Annotated in this window: 13 protein-coding genes; 9 read left to right on the top strand and 4 right to left on the bottom strand. The window is 63.4% G+C overall.

Going from position 1 to position 12,729, the window contains the following annotated elements; translation table 11 throughout:
* Positions 1–221: 221 nt before the first annotated feature.
* Together miaB and VIO10_RS05630 are read right to left on the bottom strand one after the other, a co-directional pair.
* Positions 222–1,541: a tRNA (N6-isopentenyl adenosine(37)-C2)-methylthiotransferase MiaB gene (gene miaB, locus VIO10_RS05635; protein WP_331960637.1), complete on the bottom strand. Its 1,320-nt coding sequence runs from the start codon at positions 1,539–1,541 to the stop codon at positions 222–224.
* A 413-nt stretch (positions 1,542–1,954) separates the two neighbouring features.
* On the bottom strand, positions 1,955–2,359 hold the full coding sequence (locus VIO10_RS05630; RefSeq protein WP_331960634.1) for a PPOX class F420-dependent oxidoreductase: 405 nt from the start codon (positions 2,357–2,359) through the stop codon (positions 1,955–1,957).
* Between the two features lie 210 nt (positions 2,360–2,569).
* Between VIO10_RS05630 and VIO10_RS05625 the strand changes: the two genes are divergently transcribed.
* The 8 genes from VIO10_RS05625 to atpC all read left to right on the top strand — a co-directional run bounded on the left by VIO10_RS05625 (position 2,570) and on the right by atpC (position 9,208).
* A complete protein-coding gene (locus tag VIO10_RS05625) occupies positions 2,570–3,106 on the top strand; it encodes a polymer-forming cytoskeletal protein (protein WP_331960631.1) in 537 nt (178 codons plus the stop codon).
* A gap of 94 nt (positions 3,107–3,200) precedes the next feature.
* Positions 3,201–3,662, top strand: coding sequence for an ATP synthase F0 subunit B (locus tag VIO10_RS05620; RefSeq protein ID WP_331960628.1), 462 nt, complete (start codon positions 3,201–3,203; stop codon positions 3,660–3,662).
* 21 nt (positions 3,663–3,683) lie between these two features.
* Positions 3,684–4,259, top strand: coding sequence for a hypothetical protein (locus VIO10_RS05615; protein ID WP_331960625.1), 576 nt, complete (start codon positions 3,684–3,686; stop codon positions 4,257–4,259).
* On the top strand, positions 4,256–4,789 hold the full coding sequence (atpH, locus tag VIO10_RS05610) for an ATP synthase F1 subunit delta (RefSeq protein ID WP_331960622.1): 534 nt from the start codon (positions 4,256–4,258) through the stop codon (positions 4,787–4,789). Before VIO10_RS05615 ends, atpH begins: the two co-directional genes overlap by 4 nt.
* Positions 4,790–4,809: 20 nt before the next feature.
* Positions 4,810–6,351 carry a F0F1 ATP synthase subunit alpha gene (gene atpA, locus VIO10_RS05605; RefSeq protein ID WP_331960619.1) on the top strand — a complete coding sequence of 514 codons (1,542 nt, stop codon included), beginning with the start codon at positions 4,810–4,812 and terminating at the stop codon, positions 6,349–6,351.
* A gap of 18 nt (positions 6,352–6,369) precedes the next feature.
* Positions 6,370–7,272 carry an ATP synthase F1 subunit gamma gene (gene atpG, locus VIO10_RS05600; RefSeq protein WP_331960616.1) on the top strand — a complete coding sequence of 301 codons (903 nt, stop codon included), beginning with the start codon at positions 6,370–6,372 and terminating at the stop codon, positions 7,270–7,272.
* A gap of 62 nt (positions 7,273–7,334) precedes the next feature.
* Complete coding sequence (atpD, locus tag VIO10_RS05595) at positions 7,335–8,768, top strand: F0F1 ATP synthase subunit beta (RefSeq protein WP_331960614.1); 1,434 nt, start codon at positions 7,335–7,337, stop codon at positions 8,766–8,768.
* Between the two features lie 17 nt (positions 8,769–8,785).
* Entirely contained in the window at positions 8,786–9,208 is a 423-nt protein-coding gene (gene atpC / locus VIO10_RS05590) for an ATP synthase F1 subunit epsilon (protein ID WP_331960611.1), read from the top strand.
* Between the two features lie 580 nt (positions 9,209–9,788).
* On the opposite strand, the gene VIO10_RS05585 is transcribed toward atpC, so the two are convergent.
* Both VIO10_RS05585 and aroA read right to left on the bottom strand, forming a co-directional pair.
* A complete protein-coding gene (locus VIO10_RS05585) occupies positions 9,789–10,667 on the bottom strand; it encodes a hypothetical protein (protein WP_331960608.1) in 879 nt (292 codons plus the stop codon).
* A gap of 51 nt (positions 10,668–10,718) precedes the next feature.
* Positions 10,719–11,996 (bottom strand): 3-phosphoshikimate 1-carboxyvinyltransferase, encoded by a 1,278-nt coding sequence (gene aroA, locus VIO10_RS05580; RefSeq protein ID WP_331960606.1) that lies wholly within the window; start codon positions 11,994–11,996, stop codon positions 10,719–10,721.
* 164 nt (positions 11,997–12,160) lie between these two features.
* On the opposite strand from aroA, the gene VIO10_RS05575 reads away from it, so the two are divergent.
* On the top strand, positions 12,161–12,667 hold the full coding sequence (locus tag VIO10_RS05575) for a hypothetical protein (protein WP_331960603.1): 507 nt from the start codon (positions 12,161–12,163) through the stop codon (positions 12,665–12,667).
* Positions 12,668–12,729 lie beyond the last annotated feature (62 nt).

The raw sequence follows: 12,729 nt of genomic DNA, 5'->3' as shown, positions 1-12,729 counted from the left end.
GGCGGGCGGCCTTAATACTGGGTGCAGGGGTCACCCCTGCCCGCGGGCTCATCTATCGCGTAGTCGCGAAAAGATGCGCTGCGCAGATTTTCGCGTCTTCTCACTGCGGGGGCAGGGGCCGCAGCCCCTGCCCGAGGAGGTGCGGAACCCAGGTGGGTTTCGCATTCAATAAAGCTCTTCCATCGGACGCTCCGGCGAGCGGCGTCAGTGACGCAGGGCGGTTACGCTATCGAGCACATCAGCGAGTGGCTGCTTGCGGAATCGACGCGCACGTTGACGGTATCGCCCGCGACGGTGTCGACAGCGAAGATTGCGGTCTTGAACTGCGGCGTCTTCCCCGCCATCATGCCGCCGCCGCGCCGCGCAGGTCCTTCGACCAGCACCGGGAACTCGCGGCCGATCGTCGCGCGATTGCGCGCTATCGACATCTCTTCCTGGAGTGCGATCAGGGCGATTAGCCGGCGGCTCTTTTCTTCCTCGCTGACGGAATCGCCGAGCCGGAAAGCGCGGGTATGCTCGCGCACCGAATATTTGAACATGAAGGCGGAGTCGTAGCCGACCGCGCGCATGACCGCCGTCGTCGCCTCGAAGTCCGACTCTTCCTCGCCGTGAAAGCCGGCGATAATGTCCGTCGAAATCGCGACCCCGGGAATTGCCGCGCGCACGCGCGCAACCAGAGCGAGATATTCCGCAACCGTGTAGCCGCGTTCCATTGCGGCCAGAATCCGGTCCGAGCCCGACTGGAGCGGCAGATGCAGATGGGGCTGGACTTTCGGCTCGGTCGCCATCGCCTCGATCAGCGACTCGCTCACGTCGCCCGGATGCGGCGAGGTGAAGCGAATCCGCTCGATCCCGCCGATCGACGCGATCATCCTGAGCAGCTCGCTGAAGCCGGTGTCTCTGAAGCGGTAGGCGTTGACGGTTTGTCCGAGCAGGACGACCTCTTTCACACCGCGCCCGGCCAGTTCGCCAATCTCGCGCATCAGATCGGACGGGGGAATCGAGCGCTCGCGGCCGCGTACGAATGGCACCACGCAGAATGCGCAGAACTTGTCGCATCCGCGCATCGCGGTCACGTAGGCGCGAACGCCGCCGCCGTAGTCGGGAGTGATATCGGCGTAAGTCTCGGCGCGATCGAGGCGGACGTCGATCGAAGCGTCGAAGCCGGCGCGGCCAAGCATCTCGGGCAGGCGGCGGTAACTGTCGGGCCCGGCGACCACGTCGAGGAACGCAGCCTTTTCCATGATCGCGACGCGGTTGTGCTGCGCCATGCATCCGAGCAGCCCGAGCTTCATCTCCGGCCGCGATTGCTTCAGCCGCGCAAGCTCCCGGAGCCGGTGCAGCACCTTCTCTTCGGCATGCTCGCGAATGGCGCAGGTGTTGAGCAGGACGACATCGGCATCTTCGGCCGCGTCGGCGCTGAGGTAACCGGCGCGGCGCAAGACGGCGCTGACGGTTTGCGAATCGGCGACATTCATCTGGCATCCGTAGGTTTCCAGATAAACCCGCGGATGCGCGGGAATTGCGGTGCGATCATTCATAAGGCGAGAGGAAATCTTAGGCTACGCGATCACGTCGATACAACGGCAGGGGTGACCCCTGCACCCAATGTTAACGCCGCGCTCCGTTGTCGCGCGCGGCCCCTGCCAACGGCTTAATACTGCGCTGCCGTCGCCACGGCCAGGGGTGACCCCTGCGAATTAATACTGGCCCGTCGTGCCAACGGCCGCCCGCCGTTGGCGGGCACGGCCCCTGCCGCGGGTGCGCCGTGTTTTCCGTTCTTAATACTGGCCTCCCGTGCCAACGGGCGCGCGCAGCCGCTGCCAACGGGTCTTGATACTGCGCCGCCGTCGCCACGGCCAGGGGCCGCAGCCCCTGCCGAAGGAAGTGTGAAACCCACCGAGGGTTTCACATTCAATCAAGTGAACTTCCTCCTCACCCCTGGCCAAGGCGGCTAGCCCATGACGTGCACGGATGCGGGCTCGATCACGTATGTCACGCGGACCTCGCCCGGCTGGCGGAACGGATACTTGTCCTGTCCCAGGTACTTCTTGGCCAGGCTGTCGATATGCGCGTCGGCGCCATTCTCGGTTTCGCTCACCACCGGTCCGCGTATCCCGATGTAGCGAAAAGGATTTTCCGGATCGACGATGGCCATGGCGACCTTCGCGCCGACCTTCAGATTGCGCGCCTTTACCCGTCCGCGCGCTGTGTTGATGCGGATTTTCCCGTTGGTGTAGTCGAACCATACGGGGGTCACTTGCGGCGACCCGTCGGGCATCAGGGTTGCGATATTCGCCAGCGCCTTCTTGGTGGTGAGGAGGTCAAGAAAATTCTCGGGGATCGTTTTCGATGCCATCGGCGGCACTCCTTGAATGACGGGTCTCGGTCCAGATTAGACGATCGCCAGCCAGAGGCAACCGTCGCGATGAGATGGGCCGGACGCCGGTCAGCGACAAGACGGCGAAGTTTGACACTCACATTTGCATACGTTAATAGCCAAGCTTAAGCTCATACCTTGGAATGCGGCGCGGGGGATTGCCCGATTGCGCCCAAGGAGTATTTTGCGATGGCACTGTTCACCAAAGAGCCGGAAAAGAACCCGAAAATTCAACCCGCCATGGCGCCGCATGCTTCGTCGATGCCGCCTGCGCCCGCAACCTCGACTTCCACGGCGACTCCACGAGCCAACGGGCCTGCTGCGTCCGAGGGACGCGCCTATCTCGATCGTGGATCGAAAATCAGCGGCAAAATCTCGTTCGAGGGGCCCGCGCGAATCGACGGCGTGGTCGATGGCGAGATCAATGCGAAGGACAGCTTGATGATTGGCGAGTCGGCGGTGGTGACCGCCCAGATACGCGCCGCCTCGGTCTCGGTGGCGGGCAAGGTCAGCGGCGATATCGTCGCCACCCAGCGAATCGAAATCCGTCCTTCGGCGAGGGTGAGCGGAAACATTACGGCTCCCGTGCTTTCGGTTCAGGAGGGCGCGCAGTTCGAGGGCCATTGCTCGATGCAGCCCGAGGGTATCCGCGAAGATCGCAAAGTTACAGTATTCCCCAAGGAGGAGCGCGTGGCGCAGGCCGCCGGAGGATTGAAGCAGGCCTGAATTGCCCCGGCCGGTTCAGCCAGGATAGTCCGCGTTCCCCAGGTTCCGATGATGGAGAGAAGCTCGAAAATCCCCGCAGGGGAGACGCCGTAACATGCATATCCCGCCGAATTGGGGGACATTCTTTGCCCTGATTGTTTCGTTCTTGATTTTCTGGTTTATATTCAGCCGATTATTTTTTCGCCCGTTCTTGAACCTGCTCTCCGAGCGTGAGCGCAAATTCAAGGAGTTGAACGATAACACCGAGCGATTGATTAGGGAGGCTCGCGCCGCCCATGAGGAATGCGATGCGCGTCTCGCCGCGGTCCGGCAAGGGGCAATCGCGCGGCGCGAGGCCGAGCGCCGCAAGGCCGAATCCGAAGCCGCGCAAATGATGGAAGCGGCCAAGGCTGAGGCGCGGCAGGTGCTCGAGCAGGCGCGGGTCAAAATAGAAACAGAACTCAAGGCGGCCGAGCGAGAACTCGAGCAGATGGGACATAGCCTTGCGTCCGAGCTTGCCGAACGCGTGCTGGGCCGCCCGCTTGGTGGTGGCGCGGCGACGGGCAAGAGCAATTAAGCGCGAACGACTCAACACCCGATGAAGAAGTGGATCACATCGGCGGCGATTTTCGCTGCCGCTTTTTTTCCGAACGCCGCCTTTGCCGCCGAAGACGCGGGCGCGGAGCACGGCTCATGGCTGTTGTTGGCCTTCTTCGCGTTCAACTTCATCCTGTTTGTTGCGGTGCTGGTCTATTTCGCCGGTCCTCCGGCGCGGAAATTCTTTGCCGATCGCGCCGTCACGATTCGCACCGGCCTGTCCCGCGCGGCAGACGCATTCGCCCAAGCCGAGGAGCTGGCCAACAAGGCGGCAGCGCGGATGGCCGCGCTGGCGGCGGAACTGAAGAAGGTCGCGGACGAACTGGAACGGGAAACTGCTTTCCAGGTCGGCAAGGTCGCCGAGCTGGCGAAATCGACGGCCGATCGAATCCACCGCGATACCGCGATGAGCAGTTCCGCGCTGTCAGAAGCGGCGCGCCGCCGCGTGCGCGCGCAGCTTGCCGAATCCGCCGCGACGCTGGCGCGCGATCTGATCGGGCGCAATTTTCAACCCACCGACCAGGGCCGGCTCATCGACGGCTTCATGGACCAGCTTGCCCCGGGGGACAGGCAATGAAAGGTTCGCGAGTCGCCAAGCGCTACGCGCGCGCGCTGCTGGATCTGGCGGACAAGGGCAACGAGGAAAAGTGGGGCGTCGAACTCGAGCGGTTGGCCGCGATGGTCGATTCGCCCGAGCTCCTCGAGCGCCTGGCGTCGCCCGAGCTTGCCGAGCAATCGCGGCAGGAGGCGATGGCGAAAATTGCCGAGCGCCTCGATCTCAGCTTTCCGCTGCGCTCGTTTGCGCTGGTGGTCGCGCGCCACGGGCGGATTCGCGAGCTCGGCGCGATCGCAGAGTCGTATCGCGACTTGCTCGATCGGGCGATGGGCCGTGAGCGCGCGACGCTGACCTTTGCGATTCAACCGTCGGACGGCGAAGTTGCCCGCGTGGTGGGCGGACTGGAAAAGATCGCGGCGCTGAAAATTATTCCTACGGTGAAAATCGACCCCGCGCTGCTAGGCGGCGTGACCGCGGAATTGGGCGGAAAAATCTACGACGGCAGCCTTGCAACTCGCCTCGCGGAGGCAAAGCGCCGGCTTGCAGGCTAGCCGGGAACAAACGACATCATATGGCGGAAATCAGACCATCGGAAATCAGCGAAATCCTCAAAAACGAGATCAAGGGTTTTGAGGGCAGCATCTCGGTGCGCGAAACCGGCCGCGTCCTCTCCTGCGGCGACGGTATCGCCCGTATCTACGGACTACAGAACGCCGCGCTCGGCGAGCTGCTCGAATTTCCGCATCAGATGTTCGGGATGGTGCTGAACCTCGAGGAAGACAACGTCGGCGCCGTGCTGTTCGGCGACCCCCAGGACATCCAGGAAGGCGACGAGGTCAAGCGCACCGGCAGAATCGCCGAAGTGCCGGTCGGCGAGGGCCTGCTCGGCCGCGTGGTCAACGCGCTCGGACAGCCGATCGACGACAAGGGTCCGATCAAGTCGACCGAGACGCGGCGAATCGAGATCAAGGCGCCCGGTATCATCCGCCGCCAGCCGGTCAAGGAACCGCTGCAGACCGGCATCAAGGCTATCGACACGATGCTGGTGATCGGCCGCGGACAGCGCGAACTGATAATCGGCGATCGCCAGACCGGCAAGACCGCAATCGCGATCGATACGATCATCAATCAGCGCGGCCAGAACGTGCATTGCTTTTACGTGGCGATTGGGCAGAAGCGCTCGACCGTTGCGCAAGTTGTCCAGCGGCTCACCAGCTCCGGCGCGATGGAGTTCACCACCGTCATCGCCGCGACCGCGTCCGAGGCCGCGCCGTTGCAGTTCATCGCGCCGTACAGCGGCTGCACGATGGGCGAGTATTTTCGCGATAGCGGCAAGCATGCGCTGCTGGTGTACGACGATTTGAGCAAGCATGCGCAGGCCTATCGCCAGTTGTCGCTGCTGCTGCGCCGCCCACCCGGCCGCGAGGCTTACCCCGGCGACGTCTTCTATCTGCATTCGCGCCTGCTCGAGCGCGCCGCCAAGATGAGCGACGAGATGGGCGGCGGGTCGCTCACCGCGCTGCCCGTGATCGAGACCCAGGAAGGCGACGTGTCGGCGTACATTCCGACCAACGTCATCTCGATCACCGACGGCCAGATAATTCTCGACAAAGATCTCTTCAACTCGAACGTGCGTCCCGCCGTCAACGTCGGGCTGTCGGTGTCGCGCGTTGGATTCTCGGCCGCGGTCAAAGCGATCAAGCAGGTTGCAGGCACGCTCAAGCTCGACCTCGCGCAGTACCGGGAGATGGCGGCGTTCGCGCAGTTCGGTTCCGACCTCGACGCGTCGTCGCAGCGCCTGCTCGCCCGCGGCGCGCGGCTGACCGAGATGCTCAAGCAGAATCAGTACAGTCCGCTGCCGATGGAAAAAGAAGTGTTGATCATTTTCGCCGCCAGAGAGGGCTACTTCGACAAGCTCTCGGTCGAGCAGATTCGGCCGTTCGAGATGGGACTCTACCCCAACTTCGACTCGCGCCACGCCGACTTGCTGGCCGAAATCCGCGACCAAAAACAGATTTCCGACGAGCTGACGAAAAAACTCAAGGCCGGACTCGACGCCTACGAACAATCGTTCCTGGCCGAAAACAAAACGGCCGCGCCGGAGCCGGCGTAGCCGCGATAGCGCTCGACGATGGCATCGCTCAAGGCAATCCGGCGCCGGATCTCGTCGGCCAAATCGACGCAGCAGATCACGCGCGCGCTGAAACTGGTCTCGGCCGCGCGGTTAAGGCGCGCGCAGGAAGCGCTCACCAACTCGATGCCATACAGCGACGCGCTGGCGCGAGTGGCCGACTCCCTGCTCAGCTCGGAAGGAATCTCGGCCGGCCCGGCCGAGGGCGCGCAAAAGCGATCGATGCTGGTGGTGGTCGCGTCGGATCGCGGGCTGGCCGGCGGCTACAACTCGTACCTGCTCCGTGCGGCGGAAGCGACGCGGCGCGAAATCCGCGCCGCCGGACTCGAGATCGATCTGTTTGCGGTCGGCAAGAAAGCCGTCGATCATTTCAAGCGCTCCGGGGTGCCGGTCGCGCTGTCGCGAGTCGATAATCTGCCGCGCCTGGCCACCATCGCTCTCGCGCGCGATATCGCCGCCAGGATGCTCGCCGACTACAGCTCCGGCGCCATCGACGAGGCCGGCATCGTCTATACTCATTTCCAATCCGCGCTCACGCAGAAGCCGGTTTACGAGCGCCTGCTGCCGGTCAAGCCGCCGGGCGACGCCGGTATTCAGGCTGGCGCGAGCGTTGACGCCGCGACGTCGAAATCCGACGCACCCAAAATCGACTATCTCATCGAGCCGTCGCGCGCCGAACTGGTGCCGGTCGTGCTGCGCGGATATCTCGAAGCCGCGGTTTATCACGCGCTGCTCGAGGCCGAGGCCAGCGAGCAGGGTGCGCGAATGACCGCGATGGACAGTGCGACCAACAATGCCATCGACATGATCTCGTCGCTCACGCTCGAGATGAATCGCGCCCGCCAGGCCCAGATCACGCGCGAGCTGATGGACATCGTCGGCGGCGCGGAGGCGTTGCGTTAAAAGGGTGAAAAAGTGAAAAAGCGCACGCCAGAAATCGAAATCACACGGGGATATCACCGTCTATGAGTCAGACCGCTACCGTTCCAGGACGAATCAACCAGGTGCTCGGCAACGTCGTTGACGTCGAGTTCGGCCCCGGCACGCTGCCGCCGATCTTCTCGGCGCTGCGCGTCAGCAATCCGTCGATCAGCGACGTGGCCGGCAACCTCGTGCTCGAAGTGCAGCAGCATCTCGGCGAAAACACCGTGCGATGCATCGCGATGGACTCCACCGACGGCCTGGTCCGCGGGATGGAAGCCGCCAACACCGGCGCGCCAATCTCGGTGCCGGTCGGGCCGGGCACGCTCGGGCGCATCATGAACGTCACCGGCAATGCGATCGATGAGCGCGGGCCAATCCAGGGCAAGTCGCTGATGCCGATTCATCGCGACGCGCCCGCCTTCGCCGACCAGGCTGTCGAGGCCGAAATCCTCGAGACCGGCATCAAGGTCATCGATCTGATTTGCCCGTTCGCACGCGGCGGGAAGATTGGGCTGTTCGGCGGAGCCGGCGTCGGCAAGACCGTCACCATTCTCGAACTCATCAACAACGTCGCCAAGCAGCACGGCGGCGTGTCGGTGTTTGCCGGCGTCGGCGAGCGCTCGCGCGAGGGCAACGACCTCTATCGCGAGCTGACGGAGTCGGGCGTCATCGCAAAAACCGCGCTGGTGTACGGCCAGATGAACGAGTCGCCCGGAGCGCGCGCCCGCGTCGCGCTGACCGGAGTCACGGTCGCCGAATATTTCCGCGACGAAGAAGGCAAGGACGTGATCTTCTTCATCGATAATATTTTCCGTTTCGTGCAGGCCAACTCCGAAGTCTCCGCCTTGCTCGGCCGCATGCCCAGCGCCGTCGGCTACCAGCCCACGCTCGGCACCGACATGGGCGAGCTCGAGGAGCGCATCACCACTACCAAGAAGGGCGCGATCACCTCCGTGCAGGCCATCTACGTTCCCGCCGACGACTACACCGACCCCGCCCCGGCCACCACCTTCACCCATCTGGACGCCGTCACCGCGCTCGACCGCAAGATTTTCGAGAAGGCGATTTTCCCCGCAGTCGATCCGCTCGGCTCGACCTCCCGAATTCTCGATCCGCAAGTGGTCGGCGACGAGCACTATGACGTCGCGCGCCGGGTGCAGGCCATTTTGCAGCGCTACAAGGACTTGCAGGACATCATCGCGATCCTCGGGATGGAAGAACTGTCGGCCGATGACAAGACTGTCGTCGCCCGCGCGCGCCGCGTCGAGCGCTTCCTGTCGCAGGCGATGTTCGTCGCGGAGCCGTTCACCAATCAGCCCGGCAAATACGTCACGCGCAAGGACACCGTGCGCGGCTTCGCCGAAATCCTCGACGGCAAATGCGACGACCTGCCCGAGCAGGCCTTCTACCTGGTCGGCACCATCGAAGACGCGCGCGAAAAGGCCGACCGCCTCGCCCGCGGCGAAGCGCGCTAGGCAACGGGGAGCCCGCGATGGCTGCGACGTTCCAATTCACACTCGTCACGCCCACCGGCGTGGTCGCCGAGGGACAAGCCGCGGAAGTCTCGGCGATTGGTCCACTCGGCGAATTCGGCGTGCTACCCGATCACATAAACTTCATCACGTCGCTCGTGCCCGGCGTGCTCGAGGCGCGCCTGCCCGACGGCGAGGCGATGCACTGGGTTGTGTCGGGCGGCCTGGCCGAAGTGAAGGACGGCGTGATGACCGTGCTGGCGAGCAGCGCCGAATCGCCCGAGAGCATCGACGCCAACACCGCAGCCGCGCAAGTCCAGCAAGCCGACGAAAAATTTTCAAATCTAAGTTTCTACGATCCCGACTGCGCGCCCGCCCAGGAAGCGCTGATGCTGGCGCGCGCCCGCGTGCAAGCCGCCGCATTGAAGTCCGCCCCGCGCTAGCTCTCCTATGAAGCGCGGCCGGCCGAGGGCCGGCCGACCGCGTCATAGGTCACTTGACTCCTGTGGCAGTAACTCAGTCAGGCGCGCCTTCGCGAGATTGAGCTCCCCGGTTCAGCTCATCTCGAATAGCTTCCCCTTATAGGACCGCGAGGCCAGGTCTATCTCACCCTCGCTGGCGATCCTGCGGCCATCGGAGGTCTGCATAAAGCCCGCCGTGTGCCATTTGTTTTTCCCGTTACTCTCATAGGTCCCCTGACCGATGCCGCTGAGACCGTCGCCGTTGTCCAGGAATGCCGTCCCACACTCACTGTAACTCCCGCTCTTGGGGCCGCCAACGAAGGTTAGGGTGGTGAAGACTGCCCCAAATCCCGTCGCTGTCCCTTCCCACGTCACTTGGTTGAGTACGCTACCTGCTGGCCCAGGGGTGCAGGTGATAGTGATGAACTTGAACGAAAATTCTCCTACCGGTTTGCGAGATGCCATACACGCTTGTCCTCCGTAGGTTGATGAGTTGAATTGGTTACGAGACAAGGTGCTCATATATTCCGTTGCCAGGCTTAAGGCGAGCAGCGTCGCAGACTTAGGCGGCAGAGGCGCCGATTCGGAACACCGGCACTTCGAAGTCAGCGCGGTATCCCCCGGCGGCGCCGGACGACTTCGCGCTGAGACACCATACGGTTCGGCTTTTTGGATCTGAATCGTCAGTCGGGCAGCAATCCGGTGCAATCGGGAACGCGACCGGAATCGATCCCGTCGAATCGCTCATCGAAGTCTGCTCAGCGCGCCACAAAATCCGGTCCCAGGTCGTGAGATTGTGCCAACTCCCGCGCGTCGTGCGGTTGATGCAAGCGAGTTCGAGCGCGACCTGTTGTCCGGCCGCCAGCGGCTTGTCGACATGAATCGATCCGGCCAGCGAACCGCCGATTCGGCCCGGCACGGAAACCATCGCGAACCGCGACTCACCGTATTGGCGGATTCGCCGCCGGATTCGCATCGCCCACGCCAGCATGACGACGCCGGCGAGCGGGAATATCAAAGAGGGTATCGCGAAGTAGTCGGCGCTTCGGATCGCGCGGTGCGGCACAATAAAAAGGATCGGAAACGTTGCGACGCACCACGCGATCGCGAAAATCGTCAGTCGATTCGCGTCGCGGCGGGCCGAAGTGCGGACCACGGCGCGGGCCCAGTCCTCGCGCCACATCCACGGCGCGCCCGGATTCGCCGCGCGCAATTGCTCGGAAGGATCGGCAGCGCGCGCGTGGAATCGGACCCACCATATCGCTCCGAAGCCAGCGCCCCCGCATGCCAGCGCGATCGACGCGGCTAGCGCTGCCGGCTCCCAATTCCCGTCGCGCGCACGAGTGACCGCGGCCATCACGGCGAGGCTCGCGGCGATGCACATCGGCGTGCCGAGAAATTTGACGAAGCCGAGGACGAACCGCTCCGGATTCGTTTTCACGTTTTCACTTTTTCAACGGGCTTTGGCGCGAACGCGCCTGCGATCCGATCCTCAGTTTTTCAGGGCAGCGAGGCGCTCGAAAAAATCCGGGAATGTCTTCGCGACGCATCCGGGATCTTTGATCTTCAGGCCGCCGAGCTTCAGACCGGTCACCGAAAAACTCATCGCGATTCGATGATCGTCGTAGGTCTCGATGACCGCCGGATGCATCGCGGACGGCGCAATCTCGAGTCCGTCATCGTTCTCGATGACTGCCGCACCCAGCCGCCTCAGTTCGGTCGCGAGCGCGCGGATGCGATCGCTTTCGTGATGCCGGATGAACGCGACGTTGCGGATTTTGGTCGGCGACGAAGCAAACGGGGCAATCGCGGCGAGCGTCGGCACCATGTCCGGCATCGAATTCATCGCGACGTCGACGCCGGTGAGCCGCCCGGTTCCTGCGACCTCGACGTGGTCGGGATGCCATGTGACGCGGGCGCCCATTTGCTCAAGCACACCAAGAAAACCGATGTCGCCTTGCACCGAGTTCGAGGTGAGCCCCTCGATTCGCACCTTACCGCCGGCGAGAGCCGCCGCCGCCGCAAAGTAGCTCGCGCTCGACGCGTCCGGCTCGACGATGAAACGCTGCGCGCGATACCACTGACCGCCGGGCACAACGATCATTTCGCCTTCGACCGAGCTGTGCGCTCCCCATGCCTCCATCAGTCGCAGCGTCATGTCAATGAAAGGCCGCGCGGCGTCGCCGATCACCCGGAGTTTGAGGCCGGCCTTCCAAATCGGCGCCGGCATCAACATCGCGGAGACAAATTGCGACGACACGCGCGCGTCGATCGCAGTTTCGCCGCCCTCGAAGCGTGCGCGCGACGCATCGACTATCACCGGCGGACAATGGTTGTTGCGCTCGCTGTAAACGCTCGCGCCCAAGCGCTGCATCGCGTCGAGCTGCGGACCGATCGGACGCTGACGCATCCGCTGATTTCCATCGATCCGAAAGCGTCCCTCGCCGAGCGTGACCATCGCGACGATAAATCGCATCACGGTGCCGGCGCCACCGACGAAGATCTCGCCGCCATGCGCCGGGATCGTCCCGCCGCGCCCGCTGACTGTAATTCGGCGCGCCGACTCGTCAATCTCGACGGTGAAGCCCATCACCCTCAGCGCGTCGCTCATGTAGCGCGTGTCGTCGCTGAGCAGAACTGAGTCGATGACCGAGCGTCCCTGCGCCAGCGCGGCCAGAACCATCGCGCGATTCGTGATGCTCTTGGAGCCGGGCAGCACAACGCGGGCGTCGAGCGGGCCGGTCAGGGGAGTGATTTCGATTTCGTCCACGGTTTTCCTGAGTATCTATTTCAGATTAACCGCGCGCGTTGACTGGTCACAAGCATGGGCGCCCACGCAGGCCCGCTTAACCGGATATTGCCTCGTACTGTACCTGACGCTACGACTAGAGTATCGAACGTTACTGGCAGTAGACTCAGGGGAGGTCGAACGCCATGAGAATCATCAAGCTGATTGTACCAGCCGTGCTGATTGCGGTGCTCGCACTATTCGCGCCGCACGCCGACGCGCAGACGATGGGCGAGTATGCGCCCGCGACGGCGGGAGTCGGAACTGCGGGCGGCTCGATGGGCACCAGCATTTCGCCTTCAATCGGTTCGGGCGACAGCGGCGGCGGTTCGAGCACTTGGGGAGCCAGCGGACTGGGCGCCAGCTTTGATGAGAGGACCGGAGCCGCGTCGGCGTCCGGCATGGGTGCGGATTTTGAATCGCGGGCGGGCTCGGCGACGAGCGGATCGACCGGGGAATCGCGCTGGCCAGGGTCCAGTTTTGACGCCGGCACGTCGGGCAGATTCGGCGGTTCATCCGGTAGATTTCCCGACCAGGAGCGATTCACCGAAAATAGCGAGTTCTCGTCGTCGTCGGATCGCTTTTCAGCCAGCTCGCTCAGCACCAATAGTACGGGGCTGGATACCAACTACAACGCGCTTAACAATTTCTGACGAAGCATCGCGCGGCGAATAAATCGCGGCGGGTTTGTCCAGCATCTAAAGGGTGATTACTG

The sequence above is a fragment of the Candidatus Binatus sp. genome, assembly GCF_036567905.1.
In the GTDB taxonomy this organism is placed as follows: domain Bacteria; phylum Desulfobacterota; class Binatia; order Binatales; family Binataceae; genus Binatus.
The sequence above is the reverse complement of the archived record's forward strand: the minus strand, read 5'-3'. Positions and strand labels throughout refer to the sequence as shown.